This window comes from uncultured Massilia sp., from assembly GCF_913773735.1.
Lineage (GTDB): Bacteria > Pseudomonadota > Gammaproteobacteria > Burkholderiales > Burkholderiaceae_D > Telluria.
This window is the reverse complement of record NZ_CAJYEB010000035.1, coordinates 56493-76706: the sequence shown is the minus strand read 5'-3', so window position 1 is coordinate 76706 and position 20214 is coordinate 56493. Positions and strand designations below refer to the sequence as shown.

Here is a 20214-nt window from a genome sequence, read left to right as displayed (position 1 = left end):
ACGGGCCGCCATTGTATCCGACCGGGTCTTGCGATTCGTCATGGATCTCATCGATAGCACATCGTCGATCGCCATACCGCGCACGGTTGAGAACAATCCAGGTGATTTCTGCGTGGAATGTAATAGAATCGCACCTTCGACGTTTTTGTATTCGTGCCAACATAGATCAGCAATGGACAACCCCTCCATCCCCGAGGACATCCGGCGCTTCGTGCTGACCAGTATTCCTTCAGTGCCCTTCCTGGAAGCCCTGTTGCTGATGCGCGCCGATCCGGCGCAATGCTGGCGCCGGGACGCCCTGGCGCGCCGGCTGTACGTGCGCGAAAAGACCGCCGACGGCCTGCTGGCCGAACTGTGCCTGGCCGGCATGGCCGTGCGCTGCGACGCGCCGGACGCCGACGGCTTCCGCTACCGGCCGGCCGACGACGGCCTGCGCGCGCGCATCGACCGCCTCGCCGACCTGTACGCGACCCACCTGGTCGAAGTCACCCTGATCATCCATTCCTCGCTGGACCGCAAGGCCCAGCAGTTCGCCGACGCCTTCAAATGGCGCAAGGAGTCCTGATGGCGGCCATGATTTACGCGCTGTGCGCCCTGACCTCGCTCGCCTGCACCTGGCTGCTGCTGGGCAGCTACCGGCGCACGCGGCACCGCCTGCTGTTCTGGAGCGGCGCCTCGTTCGCCGCGCTGACGGTCAACAACGTGTTCCTGGTGCTGGACAAGGTGGTCTTCCCGGACGTCTACCTGATGCCGGTGCGCCAGGGCACGGCCCTGCTGTCGGTGCTCCTGCTGCTGTACGGCCTGATCTACGAAAAGGAGTAAGCGTGGCCAACCTGATCACCGGCGCGATCGCCATGGGTTCGATCGTCATCGCCCTGTTCTTCCTGCGCTTCTGGCGCTCCGCGCGCGACCGCTTCTTCCTGTATTTCGCGCTGTCGTTCGGCATCGAGGGCGTGCACCGCATCGTTACCGCCCTCACCTACGACGAGCACGAGGACTCGCCCTGGCACTACCTGGTGCGCCTGCTGGCGTACGGGTTGATCCTGTGGGCGATCCTGGAAAAGAACCTGCCGGCGCGCGGCGCGCGCAAGGACGGCGCGCGCTAGCGTGCGCCCGCGCCCTGGCGTCGCGGCCATAATCGGCCCCACCCGCAACCACAAGGAGGACGACCATGGCGACACCCGGACAACCCAGGAATGACGGCAACGAACAGCGCGCGCCCGCAGGCCAGGAGCAGCGCTCCGGCGGCCTGCTGCCGGCCGACGATGCGGCCGACGGCCGCTACGACGTGGCCGAGGAGGTCAACGCCGACCAGCAGTCCGACCTGGCACGGCGCATCGGCCAGGCGCCGCAGGATCCCGGCAAGGCATAGTCCTGCCGCCGCCCGGGCCGCGCGCCCGCCGCTGGCGGCGCGCCGCGGCCGCTGGCCTCACCCGTCCAGCCCCATCCTCAACCCCTCGATCGTGTGCGCCTGCTCGATCGTCTCGAGCGCCGGCACGATCCGGCAGCGCAGGTGCGCGCGCACCACGTCCGGCAGGCCGTCCCAGTACGCCTGCGTGACCTGCAGGTCGTGCTTTTCCGCGTTGCGCGCGTCCGGCGCATCCACGCCCAGCACGAACACGGGCCGCGATTGCGTGCTGCGGTTCGCGGTGCCGCGGTGGATCGCCAGGGCCGAGCGCGCCGAGATGTCGCCGACCTGCGGCAGCTTGCGCTGGGCGCGCGCCTCGTAGCGCGGGTACAGCGCCCGGGGCGGGAACATCGGGTCGCCGTCGCCCAGGTCGTCCCACTGCGTGCCCGGCGCGATCTCGAAGGGGCCGATCTCTTCCGTCACGTCGACGGTCGTGATGTTGAAGGCCAGCGAGTTCAGGCGCCGGCCCACCAGCGTCTCGGGCGGCGCCGCGAAGTCGCGGTGCCAGGGCTGGTGCATCGCGCCCGGGAACGGGATGTCGAAGCCCGCCTCGACGATCTTGTAGTCCGGACCCAGCACCGCGCGGCACACCGCCACCACCCACGGGTGGCTGGCCAGCTCGGCGAAGCCGCGCAGGCGTTCCGGATGCACCTCCACGTAGTAGCGCTGCGGGCCGCGCTCGAGCGCCCCGCCCGGACGGGCGCGCGCCTCGCGGAACAGCATCTCGATGTCTTCCTTCAGGCGCGCCACCCATTCCGGCACGAACGCGCCGCGGCAGGCGACGATGCCGTCGCCGTACAGCGCGCCCATCACGGCCGCCACGTCGATGACCCCTTCCGGTGCGCCTTGCTTGTCGTCCTCCATGTCGTCTCCTCCTGTCTGCATGCCGCTGCATCCTAGCGCCAATCCGCCGGTACCGGCGCCCAGCAGGCGTGCGCGATTGACTTTCACGCCCGCTGCACCTACATTCGGACCCGTAGCGATAACGACAACGACGCATGCGCACAATGCCCTCGGCCGCCGGCGCGGCCTTTCCACGCCCCTACGACCCGACACCGAACCGCCGCGCGCGGCGCCATCCATGAGCCTGCACGAACGGGGCCGCGTGCTGTTGCTGTGCGAGCGCCCGGTGGCGGATCCCGCCATCGGCGCCGTGGCGGCGGAACTGGGCTGCGAACTGGTGCGCGCCCGCAGCCTCGCGCAAGCCCTGGCGTATGCCGCGCCGTCCAGCGGCATGGCGGGCATCGACCAGCGCAGCGACCGGGGCAGCGCGCCGGGTTTCGCGCTGGTCCTGGCCGGCTACGCGGGCGACCCCGAGGCGCTGTTCGACGGCGTGCGGCGCCTGCGCGCCCTGCTGCCCGAGACGCCGATCCTCGTGCACGGGGTCCCGCCCGCTCCCCCGTTCGCCCTGGAGGCGATCTATGAAGCGGGCGCGCTCGCGGTGCTGCACGCGCCGGTATCGCCCGCCATCCTGCGCGCCAAGGCGCGCTTCTTCCTGGATGCCCATACGAATGCCGCCGAGCGGCGCCGGGCGCAGGCCGCGCTGGAAGAGACGCGCGCGCGCCTGGAGGCGACGATCGCGCTGGCCGCCACCGCGGTCTGGACCCTCGACCTGGCCAGCGGCCGGGTGACGGCCGACGCCCGCATGCTGGAACTGTACGGGCTGGGGCCGGAACACGGCGCCGACGCGCCCATGGACGCCTTCCTGGCGGCCATGCACCCGGACGACGTGGCGCCCACGACCGCCCTGCTGCGCGACGCGATCGCCAGCGGCAGTCCGTACGCGGCCACCTTCCGCCTGCGCACCGCGGACGGTGGTTGGCGCTGGGTGCTCGGCCGCGGGAGGCGCGAGGACAGCCATGGCCGCGCGGTGATGCGCGGCGTGATCGTCGACGCCACCGTCCAGAAGCAGGCCGAGGAACTGCTGCGCGCGAGCGAGGAACGCTACCGCACCCTGTTCGACAGCCTCGACATCGGCGTGTGCGTGATCGAGATGCTGTACGACGCCGGCGGCCGGCCCTGCGACTACCGCTTCCTGGAATACAACCCGGCGTTCGCCGGCCAGACCGGCCTGGGCGACGTGATCGGCAAGACCATCCGCAGCCTGGCGCCGCTGCACGAGCAGCACTGGTTCGATACCTACGGCCGCGTCGCCGAAACCGGCGAGGCCGCGCATTTCGTCAACGAGGCGGCGCAGCTGAACCGCTGGTACGACGTGTACGCGGCGCGGGTGGGCCCGGCCGGCAGCCGCAAGGTGGTGGTGCTGTTTACCGACATCACGCAGCGGCGCCATGCCGAGACGACCCTGCGCCGCCTGGCCGACGACCTGGCCGAGCAGGACCGCCGCAAGAACGAATTCCTGGCCACGCTGGCGCACGAGCTGCGCAATCCGCTGGCGCCGATCCGCAACGGCCTGCAACTGCTGCGCCGTGCCGGCGCCGACGCCGCCGCCGTGGCGCGCGTGCACGACATCATGGACCGCCAGCTCGACCAGCTGGTGCACCTGGTCGACGACCTGCTCGACGTGGCCCGCATCACGCGCGGCCAGGTGGCGCTCAAGCCGGCCTGGATCGACCTGGGCGAGGTGCTGGCCGCCGCCGTCGACACCAGCATGCCGCTCATCGAAGCCGGCCGCCACCGCCTGGACGTGCGCCCGCCGCCCGAACCCCTGGTCCTGCATGCCGACGCCACGCGCCTGACCCAGGTGGTCAGCAACCTGCTGAACAATGCGGCGAAGTACACGCCGCGCGGCGGCGCCATCGTGCTGGCGGCCGAGCGCGACGGCGACCAGGTCCTGATCGCCGTGTCCGACAACGGCATCGGCATCCCGGCCGACGCGCTGGAGGACGTGTTCACGATGTTCACCCAGGTCGCCCAGCACCACGGCCAGGGCGTGCCGGGTGGGCTGGGCATCGGGCTGTCGCTGGTGCGCAGCCTGGTCGAGCTGCACGGCGGCACGATCGCGGCGGCCAGCGCCGGCCCCAACCTGGGCAGCGTGTTCACGGTGCGCCTGCCGCTGGCCGGCCCCACACCGGCGCCGGCGCCCGCCGGCGCGCCCGCGCACGCGCAGGCTGCCGGCCTGCGCGTGCTGGTGGTGGACGACAACCGCGACGCCGCCGAGACGTTGTCGGCCCTGCTGGGCCTGATGGGCCACGAGGCGCCGGTCGCCGGCGACGGCCGCCAGGCGCTGCGCATGCTGGCCGGGCTGCGCCCGCAGGTGGTGTTCCTGGACATCGGCATGCCGGGCATGAGCGGCTACGACGTCGCGCAGGCGATCCGGCGCGATCCGGCCTGGAACGACGTGCGCCTGGTCGCCCTGACGGGCTGGGGCGGCAGCGCCGACCGCGCGCGCACGGCGGCGGCGGGATTCGACGAGCACCTGACCAAGCCGGCGACGGTGGCGGCGATCGAGGCCGTGCTGGCGCGCGTGACGGCCGCGCGCCCCGGGGCCGGGCCTGCCCCGCCCTGACGCCGGCGGCCCGGCGCCGGGCCCGTCTCCCGCCGGCCGGCCATGCATGATGCATCATTCCGCAAGTCAACTGTGCGCACTGGTCAGCCAGCCACGGCCAAACTAGCCGGATCGTTCCATGCCTGGAGTCTGCCGATGCGGTTGCCGTACCTGTCCGAAGCCCGTCACTTCACCTTGCTCAGGAATTCCCTCGACGACTGGGCCGTCGCCATCGGCGTCGGCGTGGCCGCCACGCTGGCGATCCTGTTCCTGCGCGGCCTCGTGCTGCGCCGCCTGGCCGCGCGCGCCTCGCCCACGTCGGTGCTGCTGGACGACTTCGCCGGCGCGATGCTGTCGCGCACCTACCTGGTCTTCATCCTGGCCTTCGCCTGCTACCTCGGCAGCACCTTCCTCGACCTGACGGCGCGCCAGGAACGCGTGGTGATGCGCATCGGCGTCGCCGCCCTGCTTCTGCAGGCCGCGATCTGGGCCGACACCGGCCTGCGCGCCTGGCGCGACCAGTACCGCTTCGGCCACACCACGGACGGCGAGCGGCGCGCGTCGAGCAGCGTGCTGTGTTTCATCTCGCGCCTGGTATTGTGGGCGATCGTCACGCTGATGATCCTGGATAACTTCGGGATCAACATCACCACGCTGGTGGCCAGCCTGGGCATCGGCGGCGTTGCCGTCGCGCTGGCCACGCAGAACATCCTGGGCGACCTGTTCGCCTCGCTCTCGATCATGCTCGACAAGCCGTTCGAGGTCGGCGACTTCATCATCGTCGGCGACGTGCTGGGCTCGGTCGAGCACATCGGCCTGAAGACCACGCGGCTGCGCGGCCTGGGCGGGGAGCAGGTGGTGTTTTCCAACGGCGAGCTGCTCAAGAGCCGGATCCACAACCACAAGCGCATGCAGACGCGCCGCGTCGCCTTCGTGCTGCGCATCGCCTACGGCACGAGCGAGGAATTGCTGTGCCGGATCCCGCAGATCATCCGCGAGGTGATCACGACCAAGCCGGACGTCGACTTCGAGCGCGCGCACCTGTTCCAGTGGGGCGAATGGTCGCTGAATTTCGAGGTGGTGTATCACTTCCGCAGCCCCGACTACCGGCTGCACATGGACGCCCAGCAGGCCATCTTCCTGGAAATCTACCGCCGCTTCCAGCAGGAGCAGATCGCGTTCGCCCATCCGATGTCGATCGTGCGCCTGGACGATCCGGCGCTGGCCAGCTTTGCCCACGCGCGGCGCGACGGTGCACCGCCGTCGGGCACCGCCGTGCACTGAGAGGTCGCAAGAATCCTCCTACGGCACCACCATGGTGCGTCCTATGCACGACGCATCGGGCGGCCTTTACCATGGTCCCACTTCCTGCCGCACCGGCGTCATGCGGAGCCGGCCCGGCGGGGGCCTGTCAATCCATTAGCAAGGAGATACGATCATGGCATCGAACAACCAGCAGGGTGGCAACAAGGGCAACAACGTCGACAACCTGAACAACCAGGGCCAGAACAGCCAGAGCGGCCAGGGCGGCAACAAGGGCGGCCAGGGCTTCGCCTCGATGGACCCGCAGAAGCAGCGCGAGATCGCCGCGGAAGGCGGCCGCGCGTCGCATGGCGGCGGCAATGCGCAGAGCCAGAACAGCGGCAACAACCAGAGCCAGAACCTGGGCAACAACCAGAGCCAGGACCTGGGCAACAGCCAGCAGGGCAAAGGCACGCAGGGCGGCACGCCGGAGCAGCACGCCGCGGCCGGCCGCCAGAGCCACAAGAACGACGACAAGCGCTGACCCGTCGCCGGTCCTGCGCTGCGGCCGGCCGCGACGGCCGTCCGAGAGGGAAAACCGCTGGCCCCGGCCGGCGGTTTTTCTTTTCCGTGATGCGTTCAGAAAAAGTCGCCCTGGCATCGCCGCCAATTGTGCGGAGCAAAAAAGGGGATCGATGATATATTTTTTGCACTAATTTCACATTCGCCACACGCTCGAGGCCGCTTGTCTCATCGTCTTTACACAAGAAAAATGCACCGAAACGCCGGGCGTGGCGCGAATCGTGGAATGGATGCCGTCGCCCGACCAAGCCGCTGCGGCAGGGACAACCACTCAGCCAGGACAAACGAATGAAAAAGCATATCGCCATCGTCGGCGCCGGATTCTCGGGCGCCGTCATCGCCAACCAGCTCGCGCATGCCGGCTACACCGTCGAGGTGTTCGAAGCGCGCCCCCACATCGCCGGCAACTGCCATTCGGAACGCGATCCGGAAACGAATGTGATGGTCCACGTCTACGGCCCGCATATCTTCCATACCGATAACGAACGCGCCTGGGAATTCGTCAACCGCTTCGCCGAGTTCAAGCCCTACGTCAACCGCGTCAAGGCCATCACCGGCGGCCGCGTGTTCACCCTGCCGATCAACCTGCTGACCATCAACAACTTCTTCGGCAAGACCTTCCGTCCCGCCGAGGCCCAGGCCTTCCTGGAGTCGGTCGCCGACAAGTCGATCGAGAATCCGCAGACCTTCGAGGAGCAGGCGCTGCGCTTCGTCGGCCGCGACCTGTACGAAGCGTTCTTCAAGACCTACACCATCAAGCAGTGGGGCCTGCAGCCGAGCGAACTGCCGGCCAGCATCCTCAAGCGCCTGCCGGTGCGCTTCAACTACGACGACAACTACTTCAACCACAAGTACCAGGGCATGCCGGCCGACGGCTACACGGCGCTGGTCGAGAACATCCTCAAGGTGCCGGGCATCACCGTGCACCTGAACACGCGCTTCGACCCCGCCAACAAGGGCGACTACGAACACGTGTTCTACAGCGGCCCGATCGACGCCTGGTTCAAGCACGCCGAAGGCCGCCTGCCCTACCGCACGCTGGACTTCGAGGTCTTCCGCGATAGCGGCGACTACCAGGGCAATGCCGTCGTCAACTACTGCGACGACGCCAAGCCCTACACCCGCATCACCGAGCACAAGCACTTCTCGCCCTGGGAAAAGCACGAGCGCACCATCTGCTACATGGAATACAGCCGCCAGTGCGAGGAAAACGATACCCCCTACTACCCGATCCGCCAGGCGCGCGAGAAGGCCCAGCTGGAAAAATACGTGAACCTGGCCAGGGAAGAGACGAACGTCACCTTCGTCGGCCGCCTGGGCACCTACCGCTACCTCGACATGGACGTCACCATCAACGAGGCGCTGGTCACGTCCGACCAGTTCCTCGAGGCGGCCAAGGGCGGCGCGCGCATGCCGGCGTTCGCCATCGATCCGCTGGCCTGATCGTTCCCCCTGCCTCCTCCGGCCCGCGGGCATGTCTGCGGGCCACCATTCCCGGCGCGGGGACCGGCCACCCGCCCGGCGGGACGGGGCGCAGGTATAGGTGCTACACTTTCCGTCCGTCCCGCACACCGCCGCGCATGCACTCCCTACCGCTCGCCCTGCACGTCCGCAGCTATGGCCAGGTCCGCGAATCGGACCGCCACGACTTCGCCCAGCTGGTGCTGCCGCTGGCCGGCAGCGTGACGCTCGAGATCGAAGGCCGCGAGGCGCGCCTCGATCCGCTGCAGGCCGCCTTCGTCGCGCCGCGCGCCTGGCACGCGCAATGCGCGCACGCGCACAACCGCCACCTCATCGTCGACCTCGACCTGGCCGCCGTCGACCCCGACGTCGCTGCGCGCCTGCACCAGCGGGCCTTCCTGCGGCTCGGGCCGGAGGCGCGCAAGCTGGTCGAATGCATGGGCATGCTGGCCGGCCGCCAGGCCGCGACGCCCAGGCTGCTGGCCGGCTGGACGCCGCTGCTGCTCGATACCCTCGTCCTCGATGCCGTCCGCGCGCCGTCGCGCCTGGCGGCGCTGCTGGCCAGCGTCGAGGCCGATCCCGGCGGCCCCTGGGATACCGCGTCGATGGCGCGCCGCGCCGGCCTGAGCCCGAGCCGCCTGCACGCGCTGTTCCGCAGCGAACTCGACACCACCCCGCACGACTGGCTGCTGCGGCTGCGCCTGGAACGCGTGTGCGACCGCCTCGTGGCCGGCAACGAGCCGGTCGCCGTGCTGGCCCAGTGGGCCGGCTTTTCCGACCAGAGCGCCCTGACCCGGGCCATGCGCCGCACGCTGGACGTCACGCCGGCCGACTACCGGCGCCGGCACGGGCGGGCGGCGCGCGCCTGAGCGAAGGCGCGGCGCCCGCCCCGCGGCCGGCGAGCGTTTTGGCCAAGAATCCGCGAGCCAGGGACAAGACCGGCGCGCGCGTGTCTCCCATACTCGGGTTTTCGGGAGAAGCGCATGATATCGAAGACAAGCTCGTGGGGCCTGGCCACCGGTGTGCTGGCCGGCGCGATGTGGGGACTGGTGTTCCTGATGCCCGCCTTGGCGGACGGCTTCGCGCCGGCCCAGCTGACGGCCGGCCGCTACCTGGCCTATGGCGCGATCGCCGCGGTGCTGCTGGCCCCCTCCTGGCGCCGCCTCGCGCCCAGGCTGGGACGGGCCGAGTGGCGCGCGCTGGCGTGGCTCGGCCTGACCGGCAACATCCTGTATTACCTGTGCCTGGCCGGCGCCGTGCAACTGGGCGGCGTGGCGATGGCGTCGCTGGTGATCGGCCTGCTGCCGGTGACGATCACCGTCGCCGGCACGCGCGACCATGGCGCGGTGCCGTTGCGGCGCCTGTGGCCATCGCTGCTGTGCGGCGTGGGCGGGATCGCCTGCATCGGCTGGCCGGCGCTGGACGGCCTGCGCGCCGGCGCGCCGTCGGATGCGCTGCTGGGCCTCCTGTGCGCGCTCGGCGCGCTGGCCTCGTGGACCGTCTACGCGGTGCGCAACAGCCGCTGGCTGGCGCGCCTGCACCATGTGTCGGCCCATGAATGGAGCTTGCTGACCGGCGTGGCGACCGGTGCGCTGGCCCTGCTGCTGGCCGTGCCGGCGTTCGCCTTCGCCCCGGCGCGCCATGCGGGCGGCGACTGGCTGCGCTTCGTGGCGGCGGTATCGACGATGGCGCTGCTCTGCTCGGTGGCCGGCAACGCGCTGTGGAACCGCGCCAGCCGCCTGCTGCCGCTGACGCTGGTCGGCCAGCTGGTGCTGTTCGAGACGCTGTTCGCGCTGCTGTACGGTTTCTTGTGGGAGGGGCGCTGGCCGGCGGGACACGAGATCCTGGCCATGCTGTTACTGGGAATGGGCTTGCTGGCGTCGGCGCTGGCGCACCGCGGTACGGCGCAGGGCCTGGCGGCGGCCGCATGACGCGGGCGGACCCGGAACGTGCGCACGGCGCCCCCGCCTGCGCGGGGGCGCCGTGCTCCGGCCGCTGGCCGGACGATCCGGATCGATCAGCCGGCCGCTTGCTGCGCCATGCCGTCCGTGCCCGCGCCGCGGGCGGCCGCGACGGCGGCGATCGGCAGCGCATCGACGTTGTCGGCATCGACGCCGGCCAGGTCGGTGCTGTCCTGCGACGGGTGCAGCAGGTGCTCGGCACGGTTGCCCGGGGCGGTGGTCTGGATCAGGTGGTGCATCTTCTGCGCCGTCTTGTCCCACGAGGTGTTGGCCACGATCTGGCGCATGCGGTCCTTCAGCGCGGCCGTTTGTTCGTCGTTCATGGCCAGCATGCGTTCGCAGGCGGCGATGAACTTCTCCGGCGTGTCGGCGATGGCGACCACGTCGCCGTACGGCACCTTGACGTCGGTGATCGGGGTGCTCACCGACGGCAGTTCGGCCGCCATGTATTCCAGCACCTTGGTCGGCGAAATGAACTTCGTCGACTCGTTCAGCGCGAACGGCAGCAGGCAGACGTCCCAGCCGGCCAGGAACTGCGGCAGCTCGTCGTAGGTGCGCTGGCCCATGTAGTGGATGTTGGCGGCCTGCGGCAGGTCCTTCGGATCGATCTTGACGACCGGGCCGACCAGCACGATCTGCCATTCCGGACGGGCGGCGGCGACCTGGCGGATCAGCTCCGTGTCGAAGCGCTCGTCGATCACGCCGTAGAAGCCCAGGCGCGGACGGGCCACGTGGGCCTGGTCCGGATGGCTGTTGCCGCGGTCCTGGGCCTGCTGGAAGTGCCTGGCGTCGACGCTGCTGGAGAAGCAGTGGGCGTTCGCGTGGCGCTCGCGCTTGGACTCGTACAGGCTCGGGCCGCCGGTGAAGCACAGGTCGGCGATGTTCAGCAGCGCGCTCTCGCGCTGCAGCAGCTGTTTCGGCGCGTTCTTGAAGGCGGCCAGTTCGTCCATGCAGTCGTAAATGACCAGCGACGGTTCGAATGCCTGCAGCAGCGGCAGCGCCATCGGGGTGTAGAACCAGACGACTGGCTTCTCGCCCGCCGGCACCAGGTCGGCCAGCAGCGTCTGCAGGGTCGGCAGCTGGTCGTCGTGGAAGCCCGGGGCATGGATCGCGGTGTGCGGCTGGCACACGGTGATGTTCGGCGCGACCTCGCGTTGCTTCAGGTGTGCCTGCCCTTCGTGGTAGATCGGCTCTTCGACCAGAACGATCCGGTAGTGTTCCGCCAGGCGCGTCATCAGGTGCTGGGGACGCTGGAAAACGAAGTCCCAGCGCAGGTGGCAAAACACGATCAGGGTTGGCATGTTCAAGTTCCTTTCGCCTTCGTGGCGTTCTAGTTGATCTGAATTCGTGCCCCGCCGATCGACCCGCCTCCCTGCTTGGCATCAGGGCGGCGCAGCGGCCGGGCCTGATAATCGTAACATGCAAAATTCGTAAGATTTACCTGCGCTCGTTATGGTTTTGTTATCGAGAAACGGAAAGACGGACGTCATCTGCCCGTATGACCGGGGAAATTCGGCAAAAACGGTGATCTTGTCAGTTGCGTCCTACGTTCACACAAGCATAAACACTACGAAAACTCATCATGCGTTCTTGCGTGCGCAAGCGTGCGCGGGCCGGTGCGGCCCGCATCGACGCGAACTCAGGTGCTAAGGTAGGGTTCGGCGCCGACCGGCTCGCCGGCGTCGTCGAAACCGCGCGCCAGCAGCACGCCGTCCAGTCCCAGCGTGCCGAGCGCGTCGCACAGGTCCTCCAGCTCGCCCTCGATGTCGTCGCCGATCTCCAGCGGCTTGTCGACGGTGGCCAGCGGCGCGCCGCCATCGAGTGGATAGAGGTTGATGCGCAACCAGGCCGCGTCGCCGATCTCGACCGGGGCGACGACCGCCTTGATGCGCTCCGGCGTGCGCTCCTGCTCGTCCAGGCGCAGGTTGACGTCGGCCAGCGTGGCCAGCATCGCCAGCTCGGCCAGGCCCTGGCGTTTGGCGCCGTAGAACAGGTCCTGGTACAGGAAGTTCAGGTCCAGCGTGGCCGGGTCGCGCGCCAGGCAGCGCTGCAGCAGCGCCGCGTTGGTGCCGGCCCAGACGCGGTAGCGCGCCAGGCGCGCCTCGAAGTAGGCCTCGGCTTCCTGCTCGTCCGCGGGCACCCGGTAGAACGGGTCGTCGGCGCGCTTGAGGGCGAAGCCGAGCAGGAAGCGCAGCTGCATCGCGTCCTCGTCGGGCGCGTAGCCGGCGTCGCGCCAGGGGCGCATGCTGGCTTCGATGGCCGGGGCGCCGGCCAGCTTGCGCGAACGCAGCACGTGCGCCGCCTCGCGCAGCATGTCCTGCAGCTCGCTGTAGCGCACGCGGTCGACGCTGTCTAGGTCGTACAGGTGGCGCACCAGCACGATGCGCGTGTCGGCGCTGGCCAGGCCGCCGGCCCGGAAGCTGTCGACCAGCGCCGCGTAGGCGTCGTCGTCGGCGAACACCTCGTCCGGCCGCAGGCCGCCCGTGCTGTGCACGAACAGCGGGATCATGAAGGCGTCGATCTCGAACTCGGCCTCGCCGTCGCCGCGCACCAGGAGGGTCGCGGCCTCCTCCTCGACCCGCTCGCGCAGGTACTGGCCGCACTCCGGTCCGGTGTACAGGCCCAGCTCGACGGCGCCGTGCAGCACCTCGTCGTGCCCGCGGCGCAGCAGGCGGCGCACCAGCGTCGTCAGGTCCTGTTCGCGCGCGGCCAGGGTGGTCGGGTCCAGGTCTTCGCGCTCGGCGATCTCGAGGGCGAGGTCGACCAGGTTCTGGGCGAGCGCATCGTGGTCCGGCTCCTCCGCCTGTTTCGCAGGCTTGCGGGGGACGGGGCGCTTGTTTTTCGGCATGGCTGGATCGGAAAGAGTGGTCAAGGCGCCATGGTAGCAAATCGGGCGCCCTTCGCCCTAATTACCCGCCGCAGCCAGCGGGGGCGGCATGCGCTCGCGCGCGATGATGGCGCCCTTTTCCTGGATGACGGCCGCGGCCAGCCGGTGCCCGGCGCGCGCGGCCGCTTCCGGCGCCGCCCCGGACAGGCGCGCCGCCGTGTAGGCCGCGCCGAACGAATCGCCGGCCGCGGTCGTGTCGACGACGCGCGCGACCGGCGCGGCCGGCACGGCGTGCAGCACGCCGTCGTGCCACACCAGGCAGGGCGCGGCGCCGCGCTTGACGACGATCTCCGGCACGCCCAGCGCGCGGGTGCGCGCGAGCGCGGCGGCGGCATCGTCCGCGGCGTCGCCGTACAGGGCGGCCTCGTCGTCCAGCGTCAGCAGCGCGATGCCGGCGCAGCGCAGCGCCGCCGCGTAGGCGGCGCGGGCCGTGGCGGCGTCTTCCCACAGGCGCGGGCGGTAGTTGTTGTCGAAGACCACCAGGCCGCCGTTGGCGCGGCAGCGCGCCAGCGTCTCCAGCAGCCGGGCGCGGTCGGCCGGCGCCAGGATGGCCAGGCTGATGCCGGACAGGTAAACGGTGTGCGCCGTCTCCAGCCGCGCCAGCACGCCCGCGGCCCCGTGCGCGCCCGGCCAGTGGCGCGCGGCGGCGTCGCGGCGCCAGTAGTGGAAGCGCCGTTCGCCGGCGTCGTCGAGCTCGATCAGGTACATGCCCGGCAGGCGCTCGGGCAGCCGCAGCACGCAGTCGGTGACGATGCCCTCCGCCTCCCAGGATGCCAGCATCTCGTCGGACATGCCGTCGGCGCCCAGGCCGGTGACGTAGGCCACGCGCGCCACCGCCGGGTCGAGCAGGCGCGCCATGTAGACTGCGGCGTTCAGGGTGTCGCCGCCGAAGCGGTAGTCCAGCGTGCCGGCGCCGGCGCGCTGCAGCTCGATCATGCATTCGCCGACCGCATGGATGAGGGGTCCTGCCGCGCTGTGTCGTTCCGCCATGTGTGTTCCCGTATCTCGTCGTCTGCCGCGGTCGGCCGCAGCGTCCCGAAACCATGCATTATGCCCCGGCGGCGCTCGTCCGTGGCGGGTCGCGGATGGTATGCTTCGGCCATTCTCCCCACGCAAGCGAATCCCATGCTCGAACGACTCTTCAAGCTGCGGGAAAGCGGCAGCGACGTGCGCACCGAAGTGCTGGCCGGCCTGACCACTTTCCTGACGATGGCCTACATCATCTTCGTCAATCCCTCGATCCTCGGCGACGCCGGCATGCCCAAGGACGCCGTGTTCGTGGCGACCTGCCTGGTGGCAGCGCTCGGCAGCGCGGTGATGGGCCTGTACGCCAACTACCCGATCGCGATGGCGCCGGGCATGGGCCTGAACGCCTACTTCGCCTACGCGGTCGTGCTCGGCATGGGCGTGCCCTGGCAGGCGGCGCTGGGCGCCGTGTTCCTGTCCGGCTGCCTGTTCATCCTGGCCTCCGCATGCGGGCTGCGCGCGATGATCGTCGACGGCATCCCGCATTCGCTGCGCGTGGCCATCACCGTGGGCCTGGGCATGTTCCTCGCGCTGATCGCGCTGAAGAACGCCGGCATCGTCGTCGCCAACCCGCCCACGCTGGTCAAGACCGGCGACCTGCACCAGCCGGGCGCGATCATGGCGGCCGCGGGCTTCCTCCTGACCGTCACGCTCGACCGCCTGCGCGTGCGCGGCGCCATCCTGATCGGCATCGTCGCCGTCACCGTGCTGAGTTTCTTCTTCGGCGGGAACAGCTTCCAGGGCCTGGTGTCGGCGCCGCCGTCGATCGCGCCGACCTTCGCGCAGCTGGACATCCCGGGCGCGCTCGCGGTCGGCATCCTCAACGTGGTCCTGGTGTTCTTCCTGGTCGAGCTGTTCGACGCCACCGGCACCCTGATGGGCGTGGCCAGCCGCGCCGGGTTGCTGGTCGAGGGCAAGATGGACCGGCTCAACCGCGCGCTGCTGGCCGACAGCACCGCCATCGTCGCGGGCGCCGCGCTGGGCACGTCGAGCACGACGGCCTTCGTCGAAAGCGCCGCCGGGGTGCAGGCCGGCGGGCGCACCGGCCTGACGGCGCTGACGGTGGCCGCGCTGTTCCTGGCCTGCCTGTTCATCGCGCCGCTGGCGGGCGTGGTGCCGGCCTACGCCACCGCGCCGGCGCTGCTGTTCGTGGCCTGCCTGATGCTGCGCGACCTGGGCGACATCGCCTGGCACGATACCACCGAGGCGATTCCGGCCGCCGTCACGGCACTGGTGATCCCGTTCACCTATTCGATCGCCGAAGGCATCGCGTTCGGCTTCATCACCTATGCGGCGCTCAAGCTCACCACCGGCCGGGCGCGCGAGGTCAAGCCGGTGATCTGGGTGATCGCGGCGCTGTTCACGTTCAAGATCGTGTACGTCGGCGCCTGACGGCCCGCCGCCCCGGCGAGCCGGGGCGGCGCCGTGGTCTCACTCCTCGCCGGGATCGATCCGGCCCGCGGCCAGCAGGCGCGCGAAGTCGTCGGCCGGCACCGCGCGGCTGAAGTGCCAGCCCTGCACCAGGTCGCAGCCCAGCTGGGCCAGCACGTCGCGCTGGCCGCGGTTTTCCACCCCTTCCGCCACCACCGTCAGGCGCAGCCCGTGCGCCATCGCGATCACGGCGCGCGAGATCGCCAGGTCCTCGCCGTCGGTCAGGATGTCGCGCACGAAGGACTGGTCGAGCTTGAGCTTGTCGACCGGGAAGCGCTTCAGGTAGTTCAGGTTCGAGTAGCCGGTGCCGAAATCGTCGATGGCCAGGTGGATGCCCATCGCCTTGAGCTGGGCCAGCAGGTCCACGGTCTTGCCGGCGTTGGCCATCGACGCGCTTTCGGTCAGCTCCAGTTCGAGCAGGCGCGGGTCGATCGCGTACTCGTCGAGGATGCGGCGCACCGTGCCGACGATCTCGTCCGAGAACTGGTGCGCCGACAGGTTCACCGAGACCGGCACCACCGGCAGGCCGGCGTGCTGCCAGGCGCGCAGGCGGGCGCAGGTCTCGCGCAGCGTCCATTCGCCGATTTCCTGGATCAGGCCCGTTTCCTCGGCCAGCGTGATGAAGGTGGCCGGCGAGACCAGGCCGCGTTCCGGGCTGCGCCAGCGCAGCAGCGCCTCGGCGCCGACGATGGTGCCGCTGGCCAGCTCGACCTGGGGTTGGTAGTGCAGTTCCAGTTCGTGGCGCTCCAGCGCCCGGCGCAGCGCGCTCTCGAGGCGGAAGCGGTCGTTGGCGCCGCGGTTCAGTTCCGGCCGGTAGAAGGCGTAGCGCTGGCCGACGCCGTCGGCGGCCTGGCGCAGCGCCGCCTCGGCGCCCTTGGCCAGCACGTCGAAGTCCATGCCGTCGTTCGGATAGACGGCGATGCCGGCGCACGGATCGAGGTGCAGCTCTTCCTGGTCGTAGGCGTACGGCGCGCCCAGCACGGCGAGCAGGCGGCGCGCCAGCGCGGCCAGGGCGTCGGCGTCAGCGCGCAGGGCCACCACGGCGAACGCGTTCTCGGAAAAGCGCCCGATGGCGTCGATCCCCGACAGCTCCTTCAGGCGGCCCGCCACCTGCTGCAGCAGCGCCTGTTCGGCGCGCAGTCCCAGCGTCTCGCGGATCAGCGCCATGCGCCCGAAGCGCAGCAGCAGGAAACCCAGCGGCTGGCCGGTGGCGCGCGCGTCGGCCTGCATCTCGCGCAGGCGGTCGCGCAGCAGCTGGCGGTTGGGCAGGCCGGTCAGCGTGTCGAAATTGCTGACGTAGCGCAGGCGCTCCTCGGCGCCGCGCAATTCGGTGATGTCGATGCCGGTGCCGAGCACGTAGTCGATGCTGCCGTCGGCGCGCCGCAGCACGGTGCTGTTCCACAGGATCGAACGCACCTGGCCGTCGCGCGTGACCCATTCCCCCGCCACCGGCTGCACCAGGCGGTTTTCGAGCAGCGCGTCGAAGTTGTCGCGCACGGCCGCCGGATCGCCGGCCGAGCGCACCACGTCCCAGCAGCGCCGCCCCATCGCGTCGACGGCGCGCCAGCCCAGGGTTTCCTCGCAGGCGCGGTTGAACATCACGATGCGCCCCTCGGCATCGGTCAGGAAGACCAGGGCGCCGGCCGTCTCGACGACGGCCGACAGGCGGTTGCGCTCCGAGCGCAGGGCCTCGGTGCGTTCGACCACCAGCGCTTCCATCTGGGCGTACAGGCGGGTGCGTTCGAGCGCCAGGGCGACCTGCTTGGCGACGTTGTCGAGCAGCGGCCGCTCGCCCTCGCCCAGGCCGCCGGGGCAGGAACGCAGGTGCAGCACGCCGAGGCGGCGCTCGCCCGCCACCAGCGGGAGGCACATCAGGCGTTCTGCGCCGGGCGTGCCGTTGCCGCCGCCGTCGCACTGCGGGCACAGCGCGGCGGCGTCGATGTCCCCGCGCGCGGCCACCAGGCGCAAGGCGCCGCCGGGCCCGGCGGTACTGAGCGCCGCGCCGTCGAGGGCGGCCAGCTGCAGCAGCTGGCCGAGCGCGGCGTCGGCCACCGCGGTTTCCGACAGCGCCTCGTTGAGCGAACCGGCGATGCTGCCCAGCAGGGCCAGCGAGCCGCACAGGCGCTCCAGGCCGGCCTGCTGCTCGGCCAGCTCCTCGTTCAGGCGCAACGCATCCTCGTGGGTGGCGACCAGCAGCTCGTAGATGCGGCGGCGCTCGCTGGCCAGGAATTCGAGCGGGCGCTCGTCGCCGCTGCCGGGCCCCTGCTCCAGCAAGCGGTGCACGCGGGCGAACAGCTCGGCCGGCTCGTAGGGCTTGCGCAGGAAGGCATCGGCGCCGGCCTCCAGGCTGCGCACGATGTCCTGCAGGGTGCTCAGGCGCGTCAGCAGCACCACCGGCACGCCGGACAGGCGCGGATCGTCCTTGATCGCCCGGCACAGCGCATACCCGTCCATGCGCGGCATGGCGATGTCGCTCAGGACCAGGTCGGGCCGTGCCGCGCGCATCGCTTCCAGCGCCGCGACGCCGTCGGCCGCGACGCGCACGCGGAAACCGGGCTCGCGCGCCAGCAGGCGCACGAGGTGCTGTGCCTGGGTGGGGCTGTCCTCCACCACCAGGATGTCCGCCGCGGGGCCGGGCGTGCCCGCGCGCGCGGGCGAAGCGTTGTCGTGCGTCGTCGTCATCGTCGTCGCGCTGCGCCGCCGACGCGCCGGCGACGATGTCCGGTGCGCGGCGACGCTGCGCTGCTCAGGTCGTGTATGGTCTGTCTGTCGGCAGCCGGGACAGCGCACGACCCCGGCCGGGAATCTTGTTACGATGATACCGAAAATGACTCTGCAATAACATTCTAAAAGCAACTAGGTGTCGCGGAAATGTGTATTTACGGCACTTTCCGTACGGACTCGGGGGTAGCGCGACGCCTCGTCCTCCCAGCGCCATGCCCCCCGTGCGCCGCCCGGCGGGCGTCGCATATTTAACGACAGCCGGTGTTTTACATTGTTGCTCACAAACAACTCAATTTGTACCAATTATCCCGCCAGCCCGTGCTGCAGCGCGTAGCGGATCAGCGCCGCGTTCGTCGACAGCCCCATCTTGCGGAAGATGCGCCCGCGATACGTGTTGACCGAACTGACGCTGATGCCCAGTTCGGCCGCCACCTGCTTGATCTGCAGGCCGGCGCCGATCAGCGCGACGATCTCCGCTTCGCGCGGCGTCAGGCTGTGGTGCGGTGCGCGCAGCACCGGGCGGGTCTCGTCGTCCAGCAGGCGGCTCACGCGCGGGCCGATCCAGCCATCGCCGACGGCCGCCGCGCGCACCGCATCCACCAGCTCGGTCGAGGCGCGCGCCTTGGACACGTAGGCGAGCGCGCCCGCGCGCAGCGCCCCCAGCGCGTAACGCTCTTCCGGGTGCATGCTGAGCATCACCACGCGCAGGGACGGGAAATGGCGACGCAACTCGACCAGGCCGTCCAGGCCGTCGTAGTCCGGCAGGCTGATGTCGAGCACCGCCACGTCGGGCCGGACCTGGGCGACGAGTGCGATGGCCTGTTTCAGGTCCGAGGCTTCGCCGACGATTTTTAGGTCGGCGCAGGCCCTGACGATCTTCTTGATCCCCTCGCGGATCAATTCGTGGTCGTCGGCGATAACTACCCTGGTCAATCTGCTTCCTTATACATCCACGCCGGTATGTCGGCAAAGCGGGCATTCTAGGCACCTGCCGAGCAACATTGCAAACACAATTAATGCGGAGTTGACAATTGCAGAAACTTTTTCCCGGTCGGGCGTGAAGAAAATCCGGCGCGCGGGCGGGCTCCCGAGTCCGCTTTGGGCTACAATGTCGCCTCTGCCATGCCGGCATGTCGCCCACGGCGGACCATCCATGAACGACAGGCTGTCCAGGTCCGGTCCTCCGGGCGACAGACGGCAGCCGTACAGATGCCTATGAAATCTCTGATGTTTTGCGCGCTGGCCCTGGCCGCCGTCACGGTCCACGCGGACGATCTCGCCGACGCGGCGCCCTCGTCCACCTATTTCACCCAGCCGCCCAGCACGGCGATCCCGGACGGCAGCAACTGGTACACCTCGGCCGAACTCGGCGCCATCACCACGTCGGGCAACACCACCGGCACCTCGGTGACCGGCAAGGTCGACGCCCGCCACGAAATGCGCAACTGGAGCAACGAGTACATCTTCAGTGGCTATTTCAAGGAAGACGAGATCGCCAACGACGACGGCACGCGCACCCGCACCCGCTCGGCCCAGCGCTACTCGCTGTCAGCCAAGGCCGCCTACAAGCTGCTCGAGGACGGCAACCGCGCCTTCGTGCTCGGCTCGCACGTCAACGACAAGTTCGGCGCCTACACGCGCTATTCGTCGATCGGCGTGGGCTACGGCACCCAGCTGCTGCGCCGCGAGGACAAGACGGTCGACGTCGAGATCGGCCCGGGCTACTTCCACGGCGAGAATGCCGAGGGCGAGATCGAGTCCGGCGTGACGGTGCGCGGCGCGGCCCAGCTGCGCTGGCGCGTCAGCCCGTCGGCGGCCTTCTCGCAGAGCGTGAGCGTGGAGCGCAGCACCGCGAACACCCATTCGATCGCCGAGACCGCGCTCAGCACCAAGATCAACGGGACGATGCAGATGAAGGCCGCCTTCAGCGCGCGCAACGACACCAACGTCCCGCAGGAAAAGAAGAATACCGATACGCAGACGTCGCTGACGCTGGTGTATTCGTTCTGAGCGCGCCGCGGCGCGCGCGGGGCGTGCGGACGTC

At 70.0% G+C, this 20214-nt stretch carries 18 protein-coding genes; 12 read left to right on the top strand and 6 right to left on the bottom strand.

The window, feature by feature from the left end; all coding sequences use genetic code 11:
* Positions 1-172: 172 nt before the first annotated feature.
* The 4 genes from QZ749_RS17745 (at position 173) to QZ749_RS17730 (ending at position 1372) form a co-directional block, all read left to right on the top strand.
* A complete protein-coding gene (locus QZ749_RS17745) occupies positions 173-565 on the top strand; it encodes a hypothetical protein (protein WP_296949477.1) in 393 nt (130 codons plus the stop codon).
* A complete protein-coding gene (locus QZ749_RS17740) occupies positions 565-822 on the top strand; it encodes a DUF5985 family protein (protein WP_296949475.1) in 258 nt (85 codons plus the stop codon). The genes QZ749_RS17745 and QZ749_RS17740 overlap by 1 nt, the downstream gene beginning before the upstream one ends.
* 2 nt (positions 823-824) lie before the next feature.
* Positions 825-1106: a DUF5985 family protein gene (locus QZ749_RS17735; RefSeq protein WP_296949473.1), complete on the top strand. Its 282-nt coding sequence runs from the start codon at positions 825-827 to the stop codon at positions 1104-1106.
* A 65-nt stretch (positions 1107-1171) separates the two neighbouring features.
* Complete coding sequence (locus QZ749_RS17730) at positions 1172-1372, top strand: hypothetical protein (protein ID WP_296949471.1); 201 nt, start codon at positions 1172-1174, stop codon at positions 1370-1372.
* A gap of 57 nt (positions 1373-1429) precedes the next feature.
* Here QZ749_RS17730 and QZ749_RS17725 read toward each other — a convergent pair whose 3' ends face one another.
* On the bottom strand, positions 1430-2293 hold the full coding sequence (locus QZ749_RS17725; protein WP_296949470.1) for a phytanoyl-CoA dioxygenase family protein: 864 nt from the start codon (positions 2291-2293) through the stop codon (positions 1430-1432).
* 196 nt (positions 2294-2489) lie between these two features.
* Here QZ749_RS17725 and QZ749_RS17720 point away from each other — a divergent pair, with 196 nt between their 5' ends.
* The 6 genes from QZ749_RS17720 to QZ749_RS17695 all read left to right on the top strand — a co-directional run bounded on the left by QZ749_RS17720 (position 2490) and on the right by QZ749_RS17695 (position 10072).
* On the top strand, positions 2490-4877 hold the full coding sequence (locus tag QZ749_RS17720) for an ATP-binding protein (RefSeq protein WP_296949468.1): 2388 nt from the start codon (positions 2490-2492) through the stop codon (positions 4875-4877).
* Positions 4878-5012: 135 nt separating this feature from the next.
* Positions 5013-6140 carry a mechanosensitive ion channel family protein gene (locus QZ749_RS17715; protein ID WP_296949466.1) on the top strand — a complete coding sequence of 376 codons (1128 nt, stop codon included), beginning with the start codon at positions 5013-5015 and terminating at the stop codon, positions 6138-6140.
* A gap of 154 nt (positions 6141-6294) precedes the next feature.
* The gene (locus tag QZ749_RS17710; RefSeq protein ID WP_296949464.1) at positions 6295-6642 is read left to right on the top strand and encodes a KGG domain-containing protein; all 348 of its coding nucleotides are present in this window, start codon (positions 6295-6297) and stop codon (positions 6640-6642) included.
* Positions 6643-6968: 326 nt separating this feature from the next.
* Complete coding sequence (gene glf / locus QZ749_RS17705) at positions 6969-8123, top strand: UDP-galactopyranose mutase (protein WP_373896834.1); 1155 nt, start codon at positions 6969-6971, stop codon at positions 8121-8123.
* Between the two features lie 137 nt (positions 8124-8260).
* Positions 8261-9010, top strand: coding sequence for an AraC family transcriptional regulator (locus tag QZ749_RS17700; protein ID WP_296949463.1), 750 nt, complete (start codon positions 8261-8263; stop codon positions 9008-9010).
* A gap of 114 nt (positions 9011-9124) precedes the next feature.
* Positions 9125-10072 (top strand): DMT family transporter, encoded by a 948-nt coding sequence (locus QZ749_RS17695; RefSeq protein ID WP_296949461.1) that lies wholly within the window; start codon positions 9125-9127, stop codon positions 10070-10072.
* Positions 10073-10158: 86 nt separating this feature from the next.
* Here the strand turns inward: QZ749_RS17695 and QZ749_RS17690 are convergent, their stop codons facing one another.
* The 3 genes from QZ749_RS17690 to QZ749_RS17680 form a co-directional block, all read right to left on the bottom strand.
* Positions 10159-11403, bottom strand: a complete 1245-nt coding sequence (locus tag QZ749_RS17690; RefSeq protein ID WP_296949459.1) for a glycosyltransferase family 1 protein — start codon at positions 11401-11403, stop codon at positions 10159-10161.
* A gap of 338 nt (positions 11404-11741) precedes the next feature.
* Positions 11742-12950: a hypothetical protein gene (locus QZ749_RS17685; protein ID WP_296949457.1), complete on the bottom strand. Its 1209-nt coding sequence runs from the start codon at positions 12948-12950 to the stop codon at positions 11742-11744.
* A gap of 57 nt (positions 12951-13007) precedes the next feature.
* Positions 13008-13979 carry a sugar kinase gene (locus tag QZ749_RS17680; RefSeq protein WP_296949455.1) on the bottom strand — a complete coding sequence of 324 codons (972 nt, stop codon included), beginning with the start codon at positions 13977-13979 and terminating at the stop codon, positions 13008-13010.
* Between the two features lie 135 nt (positions 13980-14114).
* Here QZ749_RS17680 and QZ749_RS17675 point away from each other — a divergent pair, with 135 nt between their 5' ends.
* On the top strand, positions 14115-15407 hold the full coding sequence (locus QZ749_RS17675; protein WP_296949453.1) for an NCS2 family permease: 1293 nt from the start codon (positions 14115-14117) through the stop codon (positions 15405-15407).
* 39 nt (positions 15408-15446) lie between these two features.
* Here the strand turns inward: QZ749_RS17675 and QZ749_RS17670 are convergent, their stop codons facing one another.
* Together QZ749_RS17670 and QZ749_RS17665 are read right to left on the bottom strand one after the other, a co-directional pair.
* Complete coding sequence (locus tag QZ749_RS17670) at positions 15447-18128, bottom strand: EAL domain-containing protein (RefSeq protein ID WP_296949452.1); 2682 nt, start codon at positions 18126-18128, stop codon at positions 15447-15449.
* A 345-nt stretch (positions 18129-18473) separates the two neighbouring features.
* Positions 18474-19103: a response regulator transcription factor gene (locus QZ749_RS17665; RefSeq protein WP_296949449.1), complete on the bottom strand. Its 630-nt coding sequence runs from the start codon at positions 19101-19103 to the stop codon at positions 18474-18476.
* Between the two features lie 282 nt (positions 19104-19385).
* Here QZ749_RS17665 and QZ749_RS17660 point away from each other — a divergent pair, with 282 nt between their 5' ends.
* Positions 19386-20180 (top strand): YdiY family protein, encoded by a 795-nt coding sequence (locus QZ749_RS17660; protein ID WP_296949447.1) that lies wholly within the window; start codon positions 19386-19388, stop codon positions 20178-20180.
* The last annotated feature ends 34 nt before the right edge of the window (positions 20181-20214 follow it).

Bases quoted from the DNA above. Each gene is read 5' to 3' on its own strand.
- QZ749_RS17690 (WP_296949459.1), bottom strand. From the start codon at position 11,403: ATGCCAACCCTGATCGTGTTTTGCCACCTGCGCTGGGACTTCGTTTTC.
- QZ749_RS17720 (WP_296949468.1), top strand. From the start codon at position 2,490: ATGAGCCTGCACGAACGGGGCCGCGTGCTGTTGCTGTGCGAGCGCCCG.
- QZ749_RS17730 (WP_296949471.1), top strand. From the start codon at position 1,172: ATGGCGACACCCGGACAACCCAGGAATGACGGCAACGAACAGCGCGCG.
- glf (WP_373896834.1), top strand. From the start codon at position 6,969: ATGAAAAAGCATATCGCCATCGTCGGCGCCGGATTCTCGGGCGCCGTC.
- QZ749_RS17680 (WP_296949455.1), bottom strand. From the start codon at position 13,979: ATGGCGGAACGACACAGCGCGGCAGGACCCCTCATCCATGCGGTCGGC.
- QZ749_RS17675 (WP_296949453.1), top strand. From the start codon at position 14,115: ATGCTCGAACGACTCTTCAAGCTGCGGGAAAGCGGCAGCGACGTGCGC.
- QZ749_RS17685 (WP_296949457.1), bottom strand. From the start codon at position 12,950: ATGCCGAAAAACAAGCGCCCCGTCCCCCGCAAGCCTGCGAAACAGGCG.
- QZ749_RS17700 (WP_296949463.1), top strand. From the start codon at position 8,261: ATGCACTCCCTACCGCTCGCCCTGCACGTCCGCAGCTATGGCCAGGTC.
- QZ749_RS17725 (WP_296949470.1), bottom strand. From the start codon at position 2,293: ATGCAGACAGGAGGAGACGACATGGAGGACGACAAGCAAGGCGCACCG.
- QZ749_RS17745 (WP_296949477.1), top strand. From the start codon at position 173: ATGGACAACCCCTCCATCCCCGAGGACATCCGGCGCTTCGTGCTGACC.
- QZ749_RS17670 (WP_296949452.1), bottom strand. From the start codon at position 18,128: ATGACGACGACGCACGACAACGCTTCGCCCGCGCGCGCGGGCACGCCC.
- QZ749_RS17660 (WP_296949447.1), top strand. From the start codon at position 19,386: ATGAAATCTCTGATGTTTTGCGCGCTGGCCCTGGCCGCCGTCACGGTC.
- QZ749_RS17740 (WP_296949475.1), top strand. From the start codon at position 565: ATGGCGGCCATGATTTACGCGCTGTGCGCCCTGACCTCGCTCGCCTGC.
- QZ749_RS17695 (WP_296949461.1), top strand. From the start codon at position 9,125: ATGATATCGAAGACAAGCTCGTGGGGCCTGGCCACCGGTGTGCTGGCC.
- QZ749_RS17715 (WP_296949466.1), top strand. From the start codon at position 5,013: ATGCGGTTGCCGTACCTGTCCGAAGCCCGTCACTTCACCTTGCTCAGG.
- QZ749_RS17710 (WP_296949464.1), top strand. From the start codon at position 6,295: ATGGCATCGAACAACCAGCAGGGTGGCAACAAGGGCAACAACGTCGAC.